This is a genomic window from Marinobacter sediminicola (genome assembly GCF_031157525.1).
In the GTDB taxonomy this organism is placed as follows: Bacteria; Pseudomonadota; Gammaproteobacteria; order Pseudomonadales; family Oleiphilaceae; genus Marinobacter; species Marinobacter sediminicola.
Map to the genome: position 1 here is coordinate 134,344 of NZ_JAVIXR010000008.1, position 13,478 is coordinate 147,821.

At 53.9% G+C, this 13,478-nt stretch carries 10 protein-coding genes; 6 read left to right on the forward strand and 4 right to left on the reverse strand.

All coding sequences use genetic code 11. The features are described 5' to 3' along the window. Positions 1–63 precede the first annotated feature (63 nt). Positions 64–2,385 carry a DNA topoisomerase IV subunit A gene (gene parC, locus RG807_RS12520; RefSeq protein WP_309045176.1) on the forward strand — a complete coding sequence of 774 codons (2,322 nt, stop codon included), beginning with the start codon at positions 64–66 and terminating at the stop codon, positions 2,383–2,385. Further along, positions 2,382–3,614, forward strand: coding sequence for a phosphoserine phosphatase SerB (gene serB, locus RG807_RS12525; RefSeq protein ID WP_309045177.1), 1,233 nt, complete (start codon positions 2,382–2,384; stop codon positions 3,612–3,614). The genes parC and serB overlap by 4 nt, the downstream gene beginning before the upstream one ends. Before the next feature lie 17 nt (positions 3,615–3,631). Here the strand turns inward: serB and RG807_RS12530 are convergent, their stop codons facing one another. The 3 genes from RG807_RS12530 to epmB all read right to left on the reverse strand — a co-directional run bounded on the left by RG807_RS12530 (position 3,632) and on the right by epmB (position 8,998). Next, positions 3,632–5,716, reverse strand: a complete 2,085-nt coding sequence (locus RG807_RS12530; RefSeq protein WP_309045178.1) for an EAL domain-containing response regulator — start codon at positions 5,714–5,716, stop codon at positions 3,632–3,634. Positions 5,717–5,914: 198 nt separating this feature from the next. Beyond that, complete coding sequence (locus tag RG807_RS12535) at positions 5,915–7,723, reverse strand: cyclic-di-GMP receptor FimW-related protein (RefSeq protein ID WP_309045179.1); 1,809 nt, start codon at positions 7,721–7,723, stop codon at positions 5,915–5,917. 225 nt (positions 7,724–7,948) lie between these two features. After that, the gene (epmB, locus tag RG807_RS12540) at positions 7,949–8,998 is read right to left on the reverse strand and encodes an EF-P beta-lysylation protein EpmB (protein ID WP_309045180.1); all 1,050 of its coding nucleotides are present in this window, start codon (positions 8,996–8,998) and stop codon (positions 7,949–7,951) included. A gap of 45 nt (positions 8,999–9,043) precedes the next feature. Between epmB and efp the strand changes: the two genes are divergently transcribed. Both efp and epmA read left to right on the forward strand, forming a co-directional pair. Then, on the forward strand, positions 9,044–9,616 hold the full coding sequence (gene efp, locus RG807_RS12545; protein ID WP_309045181.1) for an elongation factor P: 573 nt from the start codon (positions 9,044–9,046) through the stop codon (positions 9,614–9,616). Positions 9,617–9,623: 7 nt separating this feature from the next. Next, entirely contained in the window at positions 9,624–10,592 is a 969-nt protein-coding gene (epmA, locus tag RG807_RS12550; protein WP_309045182.1) for an EF-P lysine aminoacylase EpmA, read from the forward strand. Here epmA and asd read toward each other — a convergent pair. Next, positions 10,578–11,441 (reverse strand): archaetidylserine decarboxylase, encoded by an 864-nt coding sequence (gene asd / locus RG807_RS12555; protein ID WP_309045183.1) that lies wholly within the window; start codon positions 11,439–11,441, stop codon positions 10,578–10,580. The genes epmA and asd overlap by 15 nt on opposite strands. A 198-nt stretch (positions 11,442–11,639) precedes the next feature. Here asd and motA point away from each other — a divergent pair, with 198 nt between their 5' ends. Together motA and motB are read left to right on the forward strand one after the other, a co-directional pair. Then, the gene (gene motA, locus RG807_RS12560) at positions 11,640–12,491 is read left to right on the forward strand and encodes a flagellar motor stator protein MotA (RefSeq protein ID WP_298448398.1); all 852 of its coding nucleotides are present in this window, start codon (positions 11,640–11,642) and stop codon (positions 12,489–12,491) included. Between the two features lie 25 nt (positions 12,492–12,516). After that, positions 12,517–13,476 (forward strand): flagellar motor protein MotB, encoded by a 960-nt coding sequence (gene motB / locus RG807_RS12565; RefSeq protein ID WP_309045184.1) that lies wholly within the window; start codon positions 12,517–12,519, stop codon positions 13,474–13,476. Positions 13,477–13,478 lie beyond the last annotated feature (2 nt).

The window sequence follows — 13,478 nt, forward strand, 5'->3', positions numbered from 1 at the left end:
TGCACAGGGTAGCATCACGAACGTATTTCAAATCAGGCAATACAGGCAACAAAAGAGGCATCCATGCCAGAGTTTCAGACCACGGATGAAGGCTTTGAGCGGGTATCACTCAGGGATTACACCGAAAAAGCCTATCTCGACTACTCCATGTACGTCATTCTTGACCGCGCGCTTCCCAATGTCGGGGATGGGCTGAAGCCGGTTCAGCGGCGCATTATTTACGCCATGTCAGAGCTGGGCCTCAAATCTACGTCCAAATACAAGAAGTCGGCCCGTACCGTGGGTGATGTTCTTGGTAAGTTCCATCCCCACGGAGATAGCGCCTGTTATGAAGCCATGGTGCTTATGGCGCAGCCTTTCTCATATCGCTATCCGCTTGTGGATGGCCAGGGTAACTGGGGGGCGCCAGATGATCCCAAATCCTTTGCGGCCATGCGTTACACAGAATCCCGGTTGGCACGTTTTTCTGATCTTTTGCTCACAGAGCTCGGGCACGGAACCGTAGACTGGGTGCCAAACTTCGATGGCACCATGGATGAGCCCTCAGTACTGCCTGCAAGGCTGCCCCATGTGCTGCTTAACGGCACTACTGGCATCGCCGTGGGTATGGCGACAGACATACCTCCCCATAACGTAAGGGAAGTCACCGCGGCTTGTATCCGGCTGCTGGACGAGCCTGAGGCAACGGTTGAGCAACTGTGTGAGCATGTTAAGGGGCCGGATTTCCCTACTAACGCGGAGATCATTACACCTCGAAAAGATCTGCTCCAGATGTACCAGACCGGCCGTGGCTCTCTGCGCATGCGTGCCCGTTGGGTGCGGGAGACCGGTGAGATTGTGGTAACCGATCTGCCGCATCAGGTTTCCGGGAACCGTGTTCTCGAGCAGATTGCTCATCAAATGCAAACCAAAAAGCTGCCCATGGTGGCGGATCTCCGTGACGAGTCAGATCATGAGAACCCGACCCGGCTGGTGATTGTGCCGCGCTCGAATCGAGTGGATCTCGACGGGCTCATGGCGCACCTGTTTGCCAGCACTGATCTTGAAAAAAACTATCGCGTGAACATCAACGTGATCGGCAATGATGGCCGCCCCGGTGTTAAAGGTCTGCACCAGATGCTTACGGAATGGCTGGCGTTCCGGCGTACCACCGTGACCCGTCGATTGCAGCACCGCCTGGATAAGGTTCTGGCGCGCTTGCACATTCTTGAAGGCCTGTTGATTGCCTACCTGAATATTGATGAAGTTATTCATATTATCCGTACGGAAGATAAGCCCAAGCTGGTGTTTATGGAGCGATTTGGATTGTCTCCGGAACAGGCTGAGTCGATCCTTGAGCTGAAGTTGCGGCACTTGGCGAAGCTTGAAGAAATGAAAATCCGCGGCGAGCAAGACGAGCTGGCCGCGGAGCGGGATGAGCTCCAATCCATTCTGGGTTCTGAAACTCGCTTAAGTGATCTGATTAAAAGCGAGCTGCTGGCCGACGCTGAAGAATATGGCGACGATCGCCGTTCGCCCATTGTTGAGCGTGAAGAGGCGAAGGCATTCAGTGAGAATGACCTGGTATCCAACGATCCGGTTACCGTTGTGCTGTCTGATAAGGGATGGGTGCGAGCGGCCAAAGGCCATGACATAGACCCGGACGGACTGAGCTACAAATCGGGAGACGGCTTCGCTCTGGCGGCCCGAGGGCGTAATAACCAGCAGACTATTTTTATCGATTCTACTGGCCGAGCCTACTCATTGATGGCCCATAGCCTACCATCGGCGCGGGGGCAGGGCGAACCGCTTACGGGCAGGATCAATCCACCATCGGGGGCCAGCTTTTCAGGTCTCTTGATGGGTGATCCGGCTCGCAAGGCGCTGCTGGTGACCGATGGTGGTTACGGCTTTGTGACGTCGCTTAATGACATGATCAGCAAAAACCGGAACGGCAAGGCGGTAGTCAGCGTGCCAAAAGGCGCCAAAATCATGTCGCCGGTCGTCATTCCTGCTACTGACAAAATGCTCTATCTGGGTGCAATCTCCAATGAGGGCAGGATGCTTGTGTTCCCCCTCAGTGAGCTACCGGAACTGAGCAAGGGCAAGGGCAACAAAATTATCAGTATCCCCTCCGCACGGGTGCAGAGCCGCGAGGAATATGTCGTAGCTGTAGCTGTGTTCGCTGAGGATGATCAGCTGGAAATTCGGGCAGGCAAGCGCAAGATGGGGCTGCAGTTTGCCGATCTTGAGCACTATATTGGGGAACGCGGCCGGCGCGGGCATAAGTTGCCCCGTGGCCTGCAGCGTGTTGATGCGATTGAGGTGATCCCCTCTGCCGCCCGGGCAAAGGAAGAAGAAAGCTCCAAGCTGGAGAGTTCTGAAAATGGAGATTTCCAATCGTGAGTGAGCTCGTTCTGATTAACGTATCCGGGCGCGACAAGCCCGGCCTTACGTCGGAAATTACCGGGATTATGGGGCGTTATGACGTACGGATTCTCGACATAGGCCAGGCGGTAATCCACGACCACCTTACCTGGGGCATTCTCATCGAGATTCCGGACGAGTCGAAATCCTCGCCGGTGATCCGTGATCTGCTGTTCCGCTTTCACGCTCTGGATCTTCAGGTGAGGTTTGCTCCGATTACCATCGAGGAATACCAGAACTGGGCTGAAGGCCGCAATCGAGCCTGCTATATCGTTACCCTGCTTTCCCGAGACATCAAGGCCGAACAGATTGCCAGAGTATCTGCCATTACCGCCCGGCATGGATTGAATATTGATAATATTTCCAGGTTGTCGGCCAGGCCATCACTTAACACGTCGAGTGACGGGATTGCCTGCGTAGAATTTTCGGTGCGAGGCACGCCATTAGACCTTGAACAGCTCAGGGCTGATTTCCTGCACATAGCAGGCGAGATGAATGTGGATATCGCATTCCAGGAAGACTCTATCTTCCGTCGTAATCGCCGCTTGGTTGTGTTTGATATGGACTCCACCCTGATTGAAGCCGAAGTGATCGATGAGTTGGCTCTTGAGGCAGGTGTGGGTGAGCAGGTCGCGGAGATCACCGAGCGTGCGATGCAGGGTGAGCTGGATTTCAGCCAGAGCTTCGCAGAGCGCCTGGCATTGCTTAAGGGCCTGGATGAATCTGTGTTGGAACGGGTTGCCAGCCGACTGAAGATGACAGAAGGTGCGGAGCATCTGATCCGGAGCCTGAAAGCCTTGGGCTACCGCACCGCAATTCTCTCCGGTGGCTTTACCTATTTCGCCAAGCACCTGCAGAACAAACTGGGCATTGATTATATCTATGCCAATGAACTGGAGATCCGGGATGGCAAGGTAACCGGTGAGGTTTCCGGCCAGATTGTTGATGGCAAGCGTAAAGCAGAGCTTTTACTGGAAATTGCGGGTAAAGAGCATATCTCCCGGGAGCAGGTTATTGCTGTGGGGGATGGTGCCAACGATCTTCCTATGTTGAGCCAAGCTGGCCTGGGCGTTGCCTTCCGGGCAAAACCCCTGGTTAAGGAGTCTGCCCGGCATGCTATTTCAACGCTTGGCCTGGACGCTATTCTCTATCTGATTGGGTTTCGTGAAAGTGAAACCAACCAAGGGTTGAAGAACGCCGGTTTGTGAGCCGGCGCCCTTCAGGCTCAGTGATCGCCGAAGTCGTAATTCATCTCAGCGGCAGGGGCTTGCAGGTAGTAGCCCTGAATGTAGTTCACGCCCGCCTGCCATAGGGTGGCAAGAATGCTGGCATTCTCTACCAGAGGGATAATGGTGAGTTTGCCCGCGCTTTGCAGGCTCTTTACCAGTTCCTTCATGTGCTCCTTGGCTTTGTCACTCTTCTGCAGTTCTTCCGTAAACGAGCCGTCTATTTTCACATAATCCGCATTTATGTGTTTCAGCGTCAGGAAAGGATCCAGTGCGCAGCCGAACTGGGCAATAGAGACCTTGCAGTGAAGCTCGTGCAGGGCTTTGGTTAGTTCCTTGGCCTGCCTTGTATAGTTGTTGGCATCGCCCTCGCGGATCTGAAAAATCAGTGCATCGCCAGGCAAGCGTGCTGCTTTCAGTGCCACGCTCAGCCAGGGTGTAAATGTTTTGTCTTGTATTGTCTCGGCCGTCACGTTAAGGAACATGCGCGTATCCTTGCCTCTGGCGCGATGGCTGGCCAACTGCTTTACGGACTGCAGGATAACCCATCGGTCAATTTTGATGGCGGTATCGCTTGGCCCCATAGGGGGAAGGAAATCGTAGGGTGAGACTTCTTTCTCATCCTTGTCGAGCATTCGAACGAAGGCTTCGTAATGCTCTTCGCCTTCACCGCGAAGGTTTATAATTGGCTGGAACAGGAGCTTGAACCGGTCTTCGTCCAACGCCTTCAGGATGGCGTCAATGGAGTTGCTGTCATCCAGTGATTCGTGATCTATTGGATTGTAAACCCCGATGCCATTGCCTTGAGAGCGGCCTTCCTGCTTGCGCACTTCTGAAGACGCAACATGGGCCCGCGCCAGAAGCTCTTCCGTTTTAGGTGAGTTTTCGGTAATGGATGCAATGCCAATGCTGACACTCAGTGGAACAGTACGGCCGTTAATATCGAACAGGTGCTCATCCACAGCTTTGCGGACTTGTTCACACCTGGCGATCATCGATTTTTCATCGCAGGGAAGACTCAGTAAGCCAAACGCGTCATCGCTCAGGCGTGCCAGCATGAAGTCGTCTCCAGCCTGCTCTTTAAGAAGGCTGGCCAGATCCCCTAGCAGTAGGTCAGCACCGGAGATGCCCACGTCGCTTTTCATGGACATAAAGTTGTCGAGAGCGATGTAGGCCAGCGCGCCGGTTTCATTGTCCTTGCCAGCTATGGCAATCGCCTGCTCGAGTTCTTTCATCAGGTATTGGCGATTAAACAGGCCGGTAAGAAGGTCCTGACTGCTGATCTCCCTCAGTTTCTCTTCCAGTTCCGCATCGCTGTGCTCGGGCTGAAGAACAATCTGGGTGCAGGTTTCACCGTCGTAGGTTGCCGCAGACACTGACATGGTTACATTCAGCTCATGGTCATCGCTGCGCCTGGTTGTGCAGTTAAGCGTCATGCTATCTTCGCTGTTCTCGGTAAACGACTTCATGAACGACCTGTAGTCTGCCTGGCTCTCGGACGTCAGAGTGTCCAGAACCGGGGTGCACATCAAATCATCAATATCGTCGTAGCCGAGAAATTCCAGATAGGACTGGTTGGCATAAATATGCATGCCGTCATTAATATAGGCGATAGCGTCTTTAGAGCTTTCCAGAAGGAGTTGGCACCGCTGCTCCGCTTCGCGCAAGTGAGACTCTAACGCCCGGCGGCGGCGGCGGTCTTCAAGGGCCCTCAGTTCGCGCTTGACCGTGAGCACAAGAAGATCGCTGTGCTCAAACTGTACAGTTCCCTGAGCGCCGGCCTTCATGACAGCAACGGTTCTTTCACGGCTTTCCTCTGCGGTCAGAACCAGGCAGGGGATGTCTTTGTCCATGCGTTTTATCATGGCCAAAGTATCGTCTGCTGTGAATTCCTGCTCCAGATCCCGGGCTAGTAGCAGATCCCAGTTGCCGCTTTTGAGGGCTTCTTCCAGATCCTCTTCGGACGTAATGCGATGTGCTCTTGTGGCTTTGCCTGCGTTTCTCAGCAGACTAATCAGAGATTCTGCATCATTCTGAGAAGGGTCGAGAATCAAGAGGTGTACGGTCGGGTTCTGTTTCTGCATTCCTTAGGCGTCTCGTCATACAGGTTGGCGGGGCCGGCCACGGCAGAAGAGTAATCTACCCTGGATACAGTATCTTGTTGGAAACTGTGAACTGGTGCTGCGAGACCGGACTATCACTATAGCTATCGCTGAATGATGCAGGGGTTGTGGCGTAATAACAAGTCTCCGGCGGATTGCTGGGCAACCCGCCGGAAAAGATTACAGAGATGGCCACAGAGAATCAAAATCGTCTTCACTGGCACCTGCCGGCGATGAAGTGCTGGCAGGTGCGGATGCGACGGTGTTTTTCTGCAGTTTAAGTTCAAATTGGCTGATGCTACCGGTCGATGATACTTTTTTAATTAGCTGCCCTTGGTCTTCCCGGCCATCGTGCAGCATGGAGATCCGGCTGCCGGGCTGAAAAGGCAGTCTGGGTGTAATGAGCGTAGCAGCCTGGTTGACCACACTGATCTCCGGAAGCAGAAGCCCGCGCAAATACTCGCTGCTGTTCCCGACCTTCTGAAGAAGGCGGACACCGCAGGGCGATCCGCTGGGGGCAAGCAGTTCAATGCCGATTTGAGTTCCCTGATTCTTGACCTGCCGAATCCAGCGGACCACCGCAATACTCCAGGGGTGTGAGCGCTGCTCCCGAACACCAAGAATCTCTCCGGCCTGCATGGAGGGCGGAACGCTGGCCTCCCATGAAACGCAATAACCGCCGGGGCTGGTGTTTACCAGCAGCGTGGAGTGTGACTTTGGCCGGTTTTTATCGGTTGTGGTTGTGGGGGTATTTCCAAAGCTGCCGCGAAAGTTTATTGGTGAGTCTGCTGCGTGCAGGCGGTCATCGCTCGGCGCTACATCGTGAGCGCTGCCCCAGGCATCTGCGCGCTTGCGGGATGAGCGAATAAAAACGTTCTCCTCATCCTCCGGGCCGTTGTCATTGCCGGACACGAACTCTGTAAACGATTTTTCTCCTGCAATGAAATAGTGGGCAGCAGTCAGCCCCACGCAAATCTCGAGCGTTCCCTGGCTGGCAATCCGGTTGAAATTTCTCTTCGCCAAAATGCCCAGAGCCTGGCTCAGGTGAGTGAGCAGTGTGTCGCTAACGTTGCCCGGAATCTTTAGTGTCTCCGGGGCTGGCTGCTGGCGGAGCCTTGCATCAAGACTCTCGGAAATCATGGTAGCCAGCTCTCTGGTGTCAAAACCAAAGCTTTCCTCGCCAGGTTTGTGCTCTAGCAGGCTTCTGTATACCGGAGAGTTGTCCCGCTCCAGGTTGACGACAAAAAGGCTGTCTTCACTGATGTTGGTTCCACATTGAGAGTGCTCTGTCCAGCCCTCAAAAAGGTCGTACGCTTGAAGCAGTTCTGATTGCCTGAGCTGGTTGGGTCTGGCGCAACCGAGGAGCAGTAGGCGTTTGTAGCTGTCTGCGACAGTGCTGGCTTGCCTCTGTTTGAGGGTGCTGTCTTCTACCGCTATGTCGGCAAGCTTGTTGCGATGAGCAAACCGGAACATGCGGTGGCACTCAAGCCAGCTCTGTGCGGGGCTGGGGCAATAGAGTTGGTGCGAGCGCAGAACGGTCGAGGCAAGCTCAGAGGTAGCTCGATGAATGGCAGTCGCAATCAGCTTGCGGTTTTTATCCAGCCCGCCGTCGTCAAGCGCTTCCAGAAGGCAAAGCTTGTAACCACTGGCGAGATGCAGTTGAAGTGCCTGAGACAGATTGGCAATTTTACGTTGTTTCTCGGGCAGGGCGATCGCGAGTCCCAAATAATGGCGTGACAACTCCTCGCACACGAAGTGAATCTTGTCACGAACCAACTCAAGAAACTGGAGGCGTTGCTGGGGCGCAAGAAACAGGTGGTTGAGCTCGATAATCGCGTGATAGAGCTGGCGCGATACTTCGCCAATGTTGGCCATAGGGAGCTGGCCAATCCAGCCCTTGAAAGCCTTGGGCGTTGTATCGCAGAACGACAGACTTGCCGTTTTCTGTTCGGGAACACGGAGATCGGGTTTGAGGATCGTGCCTTCCATGAATATGCGCCAATATCAGGACAAGGTTTGGTAATACGGCCCCGCTTAACCCGCGCAGCAACGGCTGCTGTAATGTGTCGGTTAGTCAGGAAAACGCCGTAAATACATATTTCTACAATTTAGACAGTACTGGACTTTAAAATAGCAAACTAGTGTAAGAAAGCTAGAAAATCACATGTTGACAATATTTGACATCTTAGTTACAGCCCGTTCAGATATGTGGCCTCAACGGCCATCGACAAAGAGGTCAATGGGTGTTTTTGCCGGCTTTCCCGGAATTTCGCGAACCAGTCTTGGTACCAGGAAACCGGGTAGTCTGGCGAGTAGATCCTTAACCAGTAGTCGGGCTTCTTCATCCGTAACGTCAAAATGCTGCGCACCAGCGACCGGATCAAACGCATGAAGGTAGTAAGGCATAATGCCAGCGTCAAATAGAGCTTCGCTCAGGCTCTCCAGCACCCCTGCGTCATCGTTGACCCCTTTGAGAATAACGCTCTGGTTGAGCAGGGTTACGCCGGCTGCGCGAAGGTACCCCATAGCGCGTCGTGTTGGTTGATCGATTTCTGCGGGGTGGTTGATGTGCAAAACCATCACAACTTGCACCGGCGTATTACTGATCCACTTAAGCAATGCATCACACACACGCTGCGGAATGACCACAGGAAGTCGGGTGTGGATGCGAATGCGACGGATGTGAGGGATGCTGCTGATGGCAGAGGCCCACTGGGATAGCAGTTGATCGTTCACCGCCAGAGGATCGCCGCCGCTGAATATGACCTCGTTGATTTCCGGGCTTGCGGCAAGTGTATCCAGCACCTGTTGCCGATCCGCAGGGCTCAGGCGTTGTTCGTCGTAAGGGAAGTGCCGACGAAAGCAGTAGCGACAGTTGATAGCACACTGGCCCGTTACCATCAGCAGGGCACGGCTGCGGTACTTGCGGATCAAGCCTGTGGTCTGGATGGCTCCGTCTTCCTGCAGAGGATCGGTAACGAAACCTCGTGCCGCAACTGTTTCGGCGTGAAGCGGAAGAACTTGCCGCAGCAGCGGATCTGCCGGGTTGCCTTTCTCCATTCGCGCCAGAAACGGCTCGGGCACCCTTAGCTGAAACAACTGGTGCCCCGCCTCAGCACCAGCCAGCCATTGATCCGCGGGCAGATCCAGGCGCGACAGCAATTCCCATGGTGAAGTGATCGAGTCAGAAAGCAGCTGTTGCCAGCTCCGATTGTCATCGTCTGAAAGCCGGGCTTCTATAGAGGTAGGGGTTCGCTGTATCATAGAGGCCTTTGAGAATTAAACAGCATTTTGGCAGGTGGACATTTCATGGCTTCATATTCTACCAACGAATTTCGCGGCGGTCTTAAAGTATTACTGGATGGCGACCCCTGCATAATCGTAGAGAACGAAATTGTAAAACCCGGTAAGGGGCAGGCGTTTAACCGGGTCAAGCTACGCAACCTGATGACTAACCGCGTGTGGGATCGCACCTTCAAGTCTGGCGAAAGCCTCGAAGCGGCCGACGTGATGGATCACGATATGGAATATCTCTATACCGATGGAGAATTCTGGCACTTCATGCTTACCGATGGCTCTTTTGAGCAATACGCTGCAGACGCAAAAGCTGTGGGCGACACTATCAAGTGGCTCAAAGAGCAAGACGTATACACAGTTACGCTCTATAACGGTGCACCGTTGACAGTCACTCCGCCAAACTTTGTTGAGCTGGAAGTGGTTGAAACCGACCCCGGCATGAAAGGCGATACAGCGCAGGGCGGCTCCAAGCCCGCAACGCTCTCTACTGGCGCAGTTGTAAGCGTGCCCCTGTTCATCACCATCGGTGAAGTACTGAAAGTCGACACCCGTTCCGGTGAGTACATGAACCGGGTGAAAAGCTGATTCCCACATGAGAAATCAGCCTGATTGGCAGCCCACTGCCACCCGGGCAGCCTTGAAAAGCCGCGCACAACAGTCAGCCTTTGTGCGTGGCTTTTTTGCCCAGCGCGACGTATTGGAAGTCGAAACCCCGATACTGGGCCGCTGCGGCGTAACCGAACCCAATCTTGATGGCATATTTGCGCAGTTAGATGCTCAGGGTATTAAAGGCGGCTGGTTACAAACTTCTCCGGAATACCACATGAAACGCCTGCTGGCCGCAGGTTCCGACTCCATCTACCAGATATCAAAAGTCTTCCGGAACGGCGAGCGTGGCAGCCGCCATAACCCTGAATTCTCGATGTTGGAATGGTACCGCACAAGTTTTAGCGACAAAGCCCTGATGGAAGAAGTCGCCGACCTTGTATGCGGTTGGCTGCAATGCCCCAGGCCACAGGTAATAAGCTACCGTGAAGCAATGATCACCTGGGCCGGAATCGACCCCTTTGTGGTCTCAACAAAAGATCTGCACCAGCGTTGCCGTGAGTGGCTAGAGCCCGAGCAGCTGGAAGACCTCAGCCGCGACGGTTGCCTGGACCTGCTAATGAGCTTCGCCGTCGAGCCCAGCTTGGGCACTGAAACGCCCGTATTCATAAACCAATACCCTGCATCACAGGCCTCATTGGCCAGAATCTCCAGCGTAGACGGCTTCGACGTAGCTCACCGTTTCGAGCTTTATATCGACGGCATTGAGCTATGTAACGGCTACTGGGAACTCACCCATCCAGACGAACAACGCGCCCGCTTTGAGGCAGACAACCGTTTGCGAATCGCTAATGGGAAGCCTGAAATGGAGATCGATGAAGCCTTTCTGGCAGCAATAGAGCACGGCTTGCCAGACTGCGCCGGCGTGGCCCTGGGGCTTGACCGCCTGCTGATGTTGAAAGTGGGGACTCGCAACATAGCAGACGTATTAGCATTCCCGCTAGAGAGAGCTTGAGAGCTCCCCAAATGCTTCACCCATGCGAACCACTTTCTCCGCCACCTGATCCGCATTCCAGCTAACACTGCCCTTAGGCATAACCATCACCACCGTAGAGCCCAAACGGAAGCGCCCCATCTCCTCGCCTTTGGCAAACGAAACAGCACTCTCGCCCTCATAGGTAATCGCCTTAACGCCACTGCTATTGGGCGCCACAACCCCTGCCCACGGTGTCTCCACACTACCCACAATCATCGCGCCCACAAGCACCAGCGCCATTGGCCCGGCTGCTGTATCAAACATACAAACTACCCGCTCATTCCGCGCAAACAGATTAGGCACATTCTCCGCAGTAGCCGGGTTTACTGAAAACAGCTTGCCAGGAACATAAATCATCTCCCGAAGCGTACCCGCTATTGGCATGTGAATACGGTGGTAATCCTTGGGCGAAAGATAAATAGTAGAAAACTCGCCTCCATGGAAAGGTTCGGCGCGCTGAGCGTCGCCGCCTAGCAGTTCTAACAGGCTGAAAGACTGGCCCTTCGCCTGAAAAACCCGGTCTCCAGCTACCTGGCCAATCTGGCTGATAGCGCCATCTACCGGGCTGACAAACGTACCTTTGCCCTCGGCGACAGGGCGCAGGCCCGGCTTGAGTGCGCGGGTAAAAAAAGCGTTAAAACTCGAGTAGGCAGTTGGATCCTGCTCCGCGGCTTCGCTCATGTCTACGCCATAGCGTTTCACAAACCATTTGATGACCCGGTTTTTGAGCGCAGGGGAGCGATCATAATCCGCCAAACGGCCTGCAGTGCGGGAAACCGCAAGCTGCGGAGTGACGTATTGACTCAGAATAAACAGCTTGTCGAACATTTAAATGAGATCCTCTGTACTCGAAGACGCGAAGTTTACCAAATACTGCAGCAAGAGTGTTGCGTAGGCGCGATCATGTATAGAAATTGTGTCATGGCTTCGCGGATACTGCAGAGGCTTGCTATCATCTGTCCAGAAACGCTGTGATCAACACCGGCGCTAGCCTGTAACCACAATATAAAGGCGTACGTTTTACCCATGCTACTTATTATCGGCTCAGTCATTGTTATCGCCAGCGTTCTTGGTGGCTACGTTCTCCACGGCGGCAACCTTATGGTGTTGTGGCAGCCGACAGAGCTGATCATCATTTTTGGTGCAGCTATTGGCTCGTTCATCATTGCCAATCCGCTGCATACCGTGAAGGAGGTGTTCGCTGGTATATTGCGCCTCCTGACAGGCTCTCCGTTCAATAAATCCTATTACATGGATTTATTGAGTTTGCTCTATGAGATATTCGATAAGTCCCGCAAGCAGGGTGTTATGTCCATTGAGGAGGATATTGATAACCCTGAGTCCAGCGAGATATTCAGCCGTTACCCAGCCGTTATGAAATCGCGGGCGCTGCTCGACTTTATTACAGATTATCTGCGCATCATCAGTGCCGGTAACATGGCCACCCACGAATTGGAGGGCATGATGGAGAACGAAATTGACAGTCGCCAGCATGAACTTGAAGAGCCCGCCCACGCCGTAAACAAAATTGCGGACGCCTTGCCTGGTCTGGGTATCGTTGCGGCGGTCCTCGGTATAGTTATCACCATGAACTTCCTGAGCGAAGGGCCGGAGCGCATTGGCTTGAGTGTTGCTGCTGCCCTTGTGGGTACCTTCCTCGGCATCTGGATGGGCTACGGCTTCGTTGGGCCTACCTCCATCGCCATGGAGCACGCGGCAAAATACGAACTCAAGGCCTATGAATGCGTCAAATCCGCTATTGTTGCGACGGTCTCAGGGCAGGCGCCTCAAATGGCCATCGAATTTGGTCGAAAAGCATTACCTACAGACAAGCGACCTGGGTTCCAGGAACTGAACGATCATGTGCGTGCCAAATAACGCAGGCTGAGCCCGGAGTATATTTGTGGAACAGCAGCCGATAATCATCAAACGGAAAAAAGTCGTCGCCGCGGGCCATCATGGTGGTTCCTGGAAGGTAGCATTTGCCGACTTTGCGACAGCGATGATGGCGTTCTTTCTTGTGCTCTGGCTCACCGCAACTGCCTCACCTGAGCAGATTAAAGCAGTTGAAGGTTATTTTCGCGATCCTGTCGGGTTTACCGAAGGTGGTACGCCCAACCCCGTAGACCTGGGAGGCAGTGCTTCTGTTGTTAACGAGTCCAGTCAGGATATTGAAACAAATCCCATTGTGATTGCTGACGAGGTGGTTGATACGCTGGCAGAAACCCTCGAGCAGCGCCGCATGGAAGAATTGTTCCAGGAGTTGAAGCAGCGAATCGAAGAAAACGAAACCCTGAAAGAGTTCAAAGATCAGCTTCTGATTGATATCACGGATGAAGGTCTGCGGATCCAGATTGTGGATCGCTCCGGCCGCCCCATGTTCGACAGCGGCAGGGCCGAACTAAAGTACTATTCACAGGAAATCCTGTTTGAATTGGCAAAAACTCTGGGGGCTGTGGACAACAAGCTCAGTATTACCGGTCATACCGACGCCACCCCCTTTGGTGGCCGTCCAGGTTATACCAACTGGGAGCTTTCAGCAGACCGTGCGAACACCGCGCGCCGGGCATTGGTAGCGGGCGGCGTGCGCGCTCAGCAGATTGCGAGGGTCGTCGGACTGAGCGATTCCGTGCTGTTTGCTCAAGATGAACCAACAGCGCCCATCAATCGCCGTATTTCCATCATTGTGCTTAACAAGAAAACCATAAGCAGCATCCACAGCAGTGCCAGTGCCAAGGGCGCGCCCCTGATTGATCTCACGGTTCCTTCAGAAGAAGAGCAGAAAAAGGCCATGGAAAAACTGGAAAGTGGCGACTGGCAGAAAGAAAAAGAAGAGCCAGCACCGGGCGAGCTAAACTGGTAAAT